This window comes from Sneathia sp. DSM 16631, assembly GCF_014892235.1.
Classification (GTDB): domain Bacteria; phylum Fusobacteriota; class Fusobacteriia; order Fusobacteriales; family Leptotrichiaceae; genus Sneathia; species Sneathia vaginalis.
The window spans coordinates 433-9,043 of record NZ_JADBHL010000020.1; the positions used below are offsets into that span (position 1 = coordinate 433).

At 26.9% G+C, this 8,611-nt stretch carries 3 protein-coding genes; all 3 read left to right on the forward strand.

What is annotated here, in order from left to right; all coding sequences use genetic code 11:
* On the forward strand, positions 1 to 5,835 hold a 5,835-nt coding region (locus IMK15_RS06040), incomplete at its 5' end, for a YadA-like family protein (protein ID WP_192942254.1).
* Between the two features lie 516 nt (positions 5,836 to 6,351).
* Complete coding sequence (locus IMK15_RS06045; protein ID WP_192942255.1) at positions 6,352 to 8,040, forward strand: YadA family autotransporter adhesin; 1,689 nt, start codon at positions 6,352 to 6,354, stop codon at positions 8,038 to 8,040.
* A 244-nt stretch (positions 8,041 to 8,284) separates the two neighbouring features.
* On the forward strand, positions 8,285 to 8,611 hold a 327-nt coding region (locus IMK15_RS06050; protein ID WP_192942256.1), incomplete at its 3' end, for a hypothetical protein.

Here is an 8,611-nt window from a genome sequence, read left to right on the forward strand (position 1 = left end):
ATAACATTAAATGATGATAATATAACTGTTAATAAGAAAATAACAGGACTTACAGCAGGAACTGCAGAAACAGATGCAATTAACAAGAAACAATTTGATGATGAATTAGGTAAGAAGTTAGATGTTACAACATATAATAATGATAAACAAAATTTTGTAACAAAGAATGAAATAACTAATAAATTAGAAGATGTAGAAATAAAATCAACTGATGGAAGCATAGAAGTAAATAAAGATAATAGTTCAACAGCTACAAAGAAAATAATAGATTTAAAAGTTAAAACAGATGGAAACATTAGTGAAACTGATGAAAAAGCAGTAAGTGGTAAGACAGTATATACATATTTAGGAGATTATGCTAAGAAAAATTTAGATAATATAACAGATGCTGGAAAGAAAGTAATAAAAGATTTAGTTAATGTTTCTAAAAATAAAATAGCTAATGATGAAAATATACTTGAAATTGATGGTGGAAAAGAAACTGATAATGAAGCAAAAGATTACAAATTAACAGTTAAAAAATCAAAGATACAAGAAATAGCAAAAGATGAAGCAAAGAAATTTGTAAGTGATTCAGTTTCAGTAAGTTCTAAAGATGGAGCTATTACTGTTGATACAGATAAAAATGGAAATAAAGTAGATTACAAGCTAACATTAAATCAAGATAAAATAAAAGAATTATCAGGAACAACAAATCTTGCAACAGAATATGCAAAAGTAGATGGATCAAATTTATCAAGTTTAACTGATGATAATAAAAAAGCATGGGCAACAGGAATAGGTACATCTAAAATTGAAGAAAATAAAGATTCTGAACAATTAGTAACAGATAAAGCAGTAAAAGAATATTTAACAACAGAAATAGGAAAAGTTAATAATACACTAGCAAATTCAACATTGAAATTAGCAAGTGGTACATCATCAAATACATTAAATATAAAAAATGAAACATTAGAAATAGCTGATGGAACAAATACAAAAGTACTATTAACAAAAGAAGGTACAAAAGCAATATTTAAAGTAAATGTTAGTTCAGACTTAAAGGGAATAACATCAATAGAAAAAGGAACAAATGGAACTAAGATAACATTAAATGATGATAATATAACTGTTAATAAGAAAATAACAGGACTTACAGCAGGAACTGCAGAAACAGATGCAATTAACAAGAAACAATTTGATGATGAATTAGGTAAGAAGTTAGATGTTACAACATATAATAATGATAAACAAAATTTTGTAACAAAGAATGAAATAACTAATAAATTAGAAGATGTAGAAATAAAATCAACTGATGGAAGCATAGAAGTAAATAAAGATAATAGTTCAACAGCTACAAAGAAAATAATAGATTTAAAAGTTAAAACAGATGGAAACATTAGTGAAACTGATGAAAAAGCAGTAAGTGGTAAGACAGTATATACATATTTAGGAGATTATGCTAAGAAAAATTTAGATAATATAACAGATGCTGGAAAGAAAGTAATAAAAGATTTAGTTAATGTTTCTAAAAATAAAATAGCTAATGATGAAAATATACTTGAAATTGATGGTGGAAAAGAAACTGATAATGAAGCAAAAGATTACAAATTAACAGTTAAAAAATCAAAGATACAAGAAATAGCAAAAGATGAAGCAAAGAAATTTGTAAGTGATTCAGTTTCAGTAAGTTCTAAAGATGGAGCTATTACTGTTGATACAGATAAAAATGGAAATAAAGTAGATTACAAGCTAACATTAAATCAAGATAAAATAAAAGAATTATCAGGAACAACAAATCTTGCAACAGAATATGCAAAAGTAGATGGATCAAATTTATCAAGTTTAACTGATGATAATAAAAAAGCATGGGCAACAGGAATAGGTACATCTAAAATTGAAGAAAATAAAGATTCTGAACAATTAGTAACAGATAAAGCAGTAAAAGAATATTTAACAACAGAAATAGGAAAAGTTAATAATATTATAGAAAATAAAACTATTGCATATAAAGCAAATAGCGATGATAAAACTAAAAAAGTAACTACATTAACAAATGGATTTGATTTCACATCTACTGATTTAGAAATAAAGGCTGAAGATAATGGAAAAGTTACATTTAACTTAACAGATAAAGTAAAGAATAGTCTAAATGGTAAAGGCAACGATGGAAGAGATGGGAAAGATGGAACTAATGGTGCAGGATCAAAAGGCTTAACAGGAAAAGATGGATTAAATGGAAAAGACCTAACAACTAAGGTAAATGCACTAAGAAATGGTGAAGCAGGAACAGTAGTCTATACAGATTCTAAAGGTAATAGATTAGTAAAAGCTAATGATGGTAAATACTATAAAGCAGAATATGTTGAAGATAATGGAGATTTAAAAGTAGGACATTCTCATGCAGATGAAGTTAAAGATATATCAGCAACATTAGTAAATCCAGATGGAACTACTGATAAACCAACTACAAAATTAAGGGTAGCAGATGGAAGAATAGCAAAAGATTCAAAAGATGCAATAAATGGTGGACAATTAAATAATCTAGGATATATGTTAGGCTTAGAAGTTAATGGAAAAAATACAGGATTTAAAGCACCAAAGATAACAGACTTAAAAGGTACAAATACTACACCAGCAAATATACTAGATGGACTTAATCAAACAAGAGAACAAATGAATAAAGGTCTAACATTTGAAGCAAACTACAATGCAGACCCTTATGGAACATCAAACGTAAATAGAATACTTGGAGGAACATTAAGCATTACAGCTAGTGGAGCAGAAAATGGAAAATATGCAGGTACAAATAATGCAAATTATACAGGAACAAACCTTGCAACTTATGTTAAAACAGATACTGAAGGTAAAAAGAAATTCTACATAGGAATGAAAGAAACACCAACATTCAAGAGTATTAATATAGGATCAAGTAGCTTTGGAAATAATCAAAAAGATTTAGGAACAGCAAATATATCTGCAGATGATAATGGATTAAAATTAGAACATAATAAGGCAAGTATAACAATATCAAAAGCAGATGATAAAACTTTAGATAAAGCTAAGATATCAGGTCTTAAAGACTTTGATGTAAATTCTTCAGATTATGGTAAAGAAAATTCTGGAATTGCAGCAACTCAAAAAGAAGTTAAAGATGTATTAAATAAGATAAATGCTAATGGTACAGAACAAGATAAGTTGAAGAATGGAACTTTAGGAACAGTAGTTTATACAGACAAAGATGGTAATAAGCTAATGAAAGATACTGATGGTAAATTCTATAAAGCAAAAGAAAATGGACAAAAAGAGGATAATGCTCAAGAAATCAAAAAAGAAAATATTATACTATCAACAGTAAATTCAGATGGTAAAACAACAGAACCTATTACATTGGGTAATGTAGCAAGTGCTTTAGGATTAAGCAAGGATAAAAAAGATAAGGATAATGAAATTCTTAATAAACTTGTTAATAAGGAAGCTAAAAAAGATGTGTATAATGATGCTGAACTTAACAAGGTAGTAACATTAAGAGATTTACAATTCTTAGCAAGTAAGGGTATAACTTTTGCAGGAAGTACAGGTACAGCTACTAAGTTTTTAGGTGATACTATTACTATTAACGGATCAAATTTAACAGATTTAACAAAAGATAATTTTGCTACTAAGTATGAAACAAAAAATATTGCAGTTAAGGTAGATAATACAAATGGTAATATTGAAGTAGGTCTAGCTAAAGAATTATCAAAAATTAATTCTATTACTTCTGAAGAAGATACAAATGATAAGACAAAGACAAAGATAACTTTATCAAAAGATGGAGCTACATTTGGAGTTGAAAAAGATGTTACTAGTGGTAATAATACAACAACACAACAAGTAGGTGTAAAAACTACAATAGGTAAGGATGGAATAAGTGTAACTAAACAAGGAGAACAAAACCCATCTGTATCAATAAAGGAATCATCAATAGACTTTGCAACAACAAGTGCTGATAATAAGACTGTAGGAACTGGAAGTATAACAGGGCTTAAAGATTTAGATGATAATTCTGATGGACATATGGCAGCAAATAAGAATTATGTTGATAAAAAGTTTGATGATGTAGCTAATAAAGTTGTTAATATTAATAAACAAGTTAACAAAAATATTAATGGTATCAAACAAAATAGTCAAGATATTAAATCATTAGGAGAACAAATTAAAACAGTTGAAAAATTAAGTAAAGCACCTATAAAATTTGGAACTAATAGTGGATATGTTGATAAAAAATTAGGTGATGCTATTAAAATAAAAGGTACTGGGACAGTAACAAAAAAATATGATGAAGAATATAATTCTAATAACATTGCAACTAAAACTGATGAAAAAGGTAATATCGTAATAGGTATATCTAAAGAATTAAAAGATATGAAATCATTTGAAACTGAACAAGATAAAACTACTGGTAATAGCTCTAAACTAGATCAAAATGGATTGACTATAACAGATAAAAATGGAACAAAAGAAAATCCAAGACATACTGTTGAAATTACTAAGGATAAAATAGTATTTAAGAAAGAATATAAAGATGGTACTAAGGATAATGTAGAAAATGGTATCGTTATTGATAATAAATCTAATACTATAACTGGAATTAAGACTAAAGATACCGATAAAGGTGATACAGTTGTTAGTAAACAATATGTTGATGATAAGCTTAATCAAAAACCATTTGGATACTTTGTAAAAAATACAGTATTTGGTAGTGACGGAAAAGAGTATTCAAAAGATACTGTAGAAGTAGATGGTAAAATATTCGAAGGTACAGATAAAGTTATAAAAGGTGAAGATAATAACTATTATAAGGAAAAAGATATAAAAGGTAGAAAATATGATAGTAAAACACATCTATGGTCTGGTGCAGATATACAACCTACACCTGTTGATGAAGCAAAACCACTAAATAGTACTAATTTAGTTAGAGGTAAAGATGGTAAGTTCTATAATCCTATAGATTTAGAAGATGCAATTTATGATAAAGATTCTAACAAATATAAGAAAAATGGAGCAGATGTTACAGGTGGTAAAGAAGCTAATGATGTTGTGATTAAAGCATTACCAAATATTAAACCTATGGCATTAAGTAATATTGGTGATGGTAGAATGATTGCTAACTCAACAGATGCAGTAAATGGTGGACAAGTATTTGAAGCACTTAAAGGTAAGTTAGATAAAGATGGTTCTAATATAGAACAAAAATCATTTGCAACTAATGCTTCTAAAGGTGCAGACTTATCTAAACCAGAAGATATATTAGTAACAGATAAACAAGTAAGTGAACATCTAAAGAATAATTACTATAACAAAACACAAGTTAATAATATGATAAGCACAATAGATAATAAGTCTACTGTAGCACTTGAAAAATCTGAATTAGCATTAGGTGGAGTAGCAAATGCTGTAGCAATGGCAAATCTAGTACAAGTAAATTCTTATTCTGACTATAGACATAATTTAAGTGCAGCATATGGATACTATGGAGGATCACATGCATTAGCAGTAGGATTTAGTGGAACTAATGAAGAACGTAACTTTGTATACAAATTAAGTGGTTCAGTAAATAATAAAGGTAATCTTGCATTAGGTGTTGGAGCTGGAGTTATGCTTGGTGATGTAGATGAACATAATATTAACAAATTAAATGTAAAAAAAGTAACTAAGAAATTAGAGTTTGCTAATGAAAAAATAGAAAAGTATGAAAAGCGTCAACAAGAAACAGATAAGAAAATAAAAGAACTAAGTGAATATAAAGAAAACTCAGAAAAACGTATTCAAGAATTAGAAAAGAAATTAGAACGTTTAATTAAAAATAAATAAGGATTAAATGTATATAATTTTATTTCAAACTATTAATAAAAAAGTGTCAAATTAAATTTTGGCACTTTTTTAGCAAAAAAATATTATATTTTTTATATTATTAGTATTTGTATTTAGTGAAGATAACGAATCAATTCTAGGTACTATAGAAAAAATGTTTCAATAGGGTCAAATGATAAAAATAGTACAAAGAAAAAGAAAATATAATTAAGACATCTACTGTTAATTCAATAACTTTTATAATAACAAGTAATGTTGAGTAGTTTAGGGAAGGTTCAATAGGAGTATACTCACTTTTAGAAAGAAAAGTGAGATATGTATATTTAGTGGATATAGATAATACAATTATTGAAGATATACATAAAATAGTTAATAAACATTAATATGTGGAAGATTAGATGTTGCAAGCTATTGCGAGTGTAATCTTTTTTTATGTTAAAAAAAAGTTAAATAAATTGTTGAAAAAGTCTTGAAAATAAATGGGGGGGGGTAATATTAGGTGGGAGGATGATGTAAATGAAAAAGAAGATATTTTTAATAATAGCTTTAATTGTAGGAATCGTTAGTTTTTCAAATGAAGAAGTTATAAAAAATGATGAAAGTTATAAAATAACAAAAGATGAAAAAGGTAACTATATAATTGTTCCTCAAAATGGAGCTAGTATAAAGGGTGATATAAAACGAATAGAACAAAAAATTGAAAAAGGTAATAATAATATAATTTACGGTAGAGTAAATTTAATTAAAGAAGGAGACGATAAAAACTTTTCATCAAGTGGCGAATCAGATAATAACTTCTTAAAAGGTGACGGTAATGAGATTAGTATGTCAAATCATTTAAATATTTTCGGTGATAGTAATAAAGTGTATGGAATGGATGATACTAATGTCTTTGGTGAACATAATACAATAAGAGTTGATAATAAAGAAGATGAAGAAAAAGTGTATCAAAAACTTACTAAAAATAATGTATTAGCATATGGTAATTACAATGGTATATATAATTCTAGAAATTCATATACATTTGGAAATAATAATGAAATTTATCGTTCATTTAATTCTCTAGCTATAGGTGAACAAAATGTTGTAAAAAGAACATATACAGAAAAAGATGAGTACATTCCACAAAATACTCCTGAAAGTGAATATTCATTTGCTTATGGATTTCATAATCAATTGATTGATAGTCAAAATAGTGAAGCATTTGGAGAAGACAATACTGTTAATAATAGTGCTTATTCATTTGCACAAGGATATGATAATAAAATAAACAATTCAAATTATTCATCAATAAATGGAGGTTCTTCAAAAATAGAAAATAGTGGAAATTCACATATACAAGGAAATTTAAATAAAATAGAAAAATCTGAAGGATCATCAATAAATGGAACGAAGTCTAATATAATAAGTAGTGGAAATTCATATATACAAGGATATAAATCAAATATTGAAAATGCAAGAAATAGTTCAATTATAGGTGGATATTTTAGTAGTGTAAATATGAATAATTCATTAGCATTAGGAGCATTTAGTACTACTAAAGAAATTAAAAATAAAGGATATTTAACAGATCAAGATACAAAAGGAGTTTATGCATTAGCTGTTGGTGGAGAATACAAGTATAATGATAAAAATGGGAAAGAACATGTTATTAAAGCAAAAAGAAGAATTCAAGGTCTAGCAGATGGTGCAGAAGATGATGAAGCGGTAACAGTTGCTCAATTAAAGAAAGTCCAAAAGAGTATAGAAAATAAAGGTGCAGATGAAGAATATATAAAAGATAATTACTACAATAAAACAGAAGTAGATAAAAAAATAGACTTCACAATAGGTGGAGTAGCAAATGCAGTAGCAATGGCAAACTTACCACAAGTAAGTGGAGATAGAAAGTTTAATTTAGCAACATCATATGGATACTATGGAGGTTCTCATGCAGTAGCAGTAGGCTTTAGTGGAACAAATGACAAGCAAAACTTCACATACAAATTAAGTGGAGCAGTTAATAGTAAGGGAAATCTTGCTTTCGGTATTGGAGCTGGAGTTATGATGGGTAGTGTTGATAATAAGGATAAGAGAATAGAAGAATTAACTAATGAAGTTAAAGAATTAAGAAAAGAAAATATGGATACTAAAGAAAACGTTAAAAAGCAAAATATTAAAATACAAAAATTAGAAGAGATTATAAATAAATTAATGAATAAATAATTGTATTAAAAATAATAGAGTGTACTGGTTTAAAATAATCCAGTACATTTTTTATTAATTAAATTTCTTTCAATAAAGTTAAAAAACACAATGTGCGATATATATAGATAAAAACTGCACTCTATTTAGCATATCTTTATGTGGTTAAAAAATAAACATACATTTAGTAAAAATCTTTTTTTTTTTTTTTTTTGGCTAAAATATACGTGAATACCATAGAATTATTAAAAAAGGAGATTTTTTTATGAAAAAAGCAATATTATTAACAAGCATAATAGCCAGCATGACAACAATGGCTAATGTTACTGGTTTCGTAGAAGGAAACGGTGAAGGCGAAGTAAGATTTAATAAAACATTAGAAGGTAAAACATTTGTTGACGGAGATATCAAGGATTTATCAGTTAAAGGAGAAGTAAAAGTTAATAAACTTACTTTAGGTGCAATATTAAAGAATAAAGATATTAAAGAAATATCTAAAGTTAAACCTTTAACATCTGAAATGTATACAGAAAACTTATTAGACAATTCAAGTGTATACGCTAAATATGAATTACCAGAATTTGCTGGAATT